The 669-nt window shown below is 64.6% G+C and carries 1 protein-coding gene; it reads left to right on the forward strand.

Translation table 11 applies throughout. The annotated features are described in order from the left end of the window. A partial coding sequence (locus tag C5F48_RS24365) for an IS5 family transposase (RefSeq protein WP_107666185.1) occupies positions 1–631 on the forward strand: 631 nt, incomplete at its 5' end. Positions 632–669 lie beyond the last annotated feature (38 nt).

A 669-nucleotide genomic window follows, 5' to 3' on the forward strand; every position in this document is an offset into this window, starting at 1 on the left:
GACCCTGAAGGTCAACATCTCCTACCGCCGTTCGGACGGTCCGTTGCACCTGCTGGTCGACAGCACTGGCATCAAGGTCGAGGGCGAAGGCGAGTGGAACGCCCGCAAGCATGGCGGCGCTAAACGTCGGGTCTGGCGCAAGATCCACATCGGCATCGATGAGAAATCGCTGGAAATCCGCGCGGCCGAGTTCACGACCAGCGATGTCGGCGATGCGCCAATGCTGCCCGAACTGCTGGGCCAGATCCCGCCCGACCAGGACATCGCCACCGTCACTGCCGACGGCGCCTTCGACACCCGCAAGTGCCATGACGCCATCGCTGCCCGAGGCGCCGCAGCAATCATCCCGCCCCGCAAGAACGCCAAGCCCTGGAAACCCGACACCGCCGGTGCGATCGCCCGCAACGAAATACTGCGGACATCAAAGCGCGTCGGTCGGACCATCTGGCGACGATGGAGCGGCTACCACCGCCGAAGCCGCGCAGAGACGAAGATGCACTGCGTCAAGCTGTTGGGCCAGCGACTGTCCGCCAGGGACTTCGACCGTCAGGTCGCCGAGTTCCAGGTTCGTGTCGCCGTGCTCAACGGCTTCACCGCGCTCGGCACACCCATGACAGAGGTCGCAGGATAAGTCTGTCCGCGGAAAGGGGAACTCTCCCCTTCAACCGA

Source organism: Cereibacter changlensis JA139, assembly GCF_003034985.1.
Classification (GTDB): Bacteria; Pseudomonadota; Alphaproteobacteria; order Rhodobacterales; family Rhodobacteraceae; genus Cereibacter; species Cereibacter changlensis.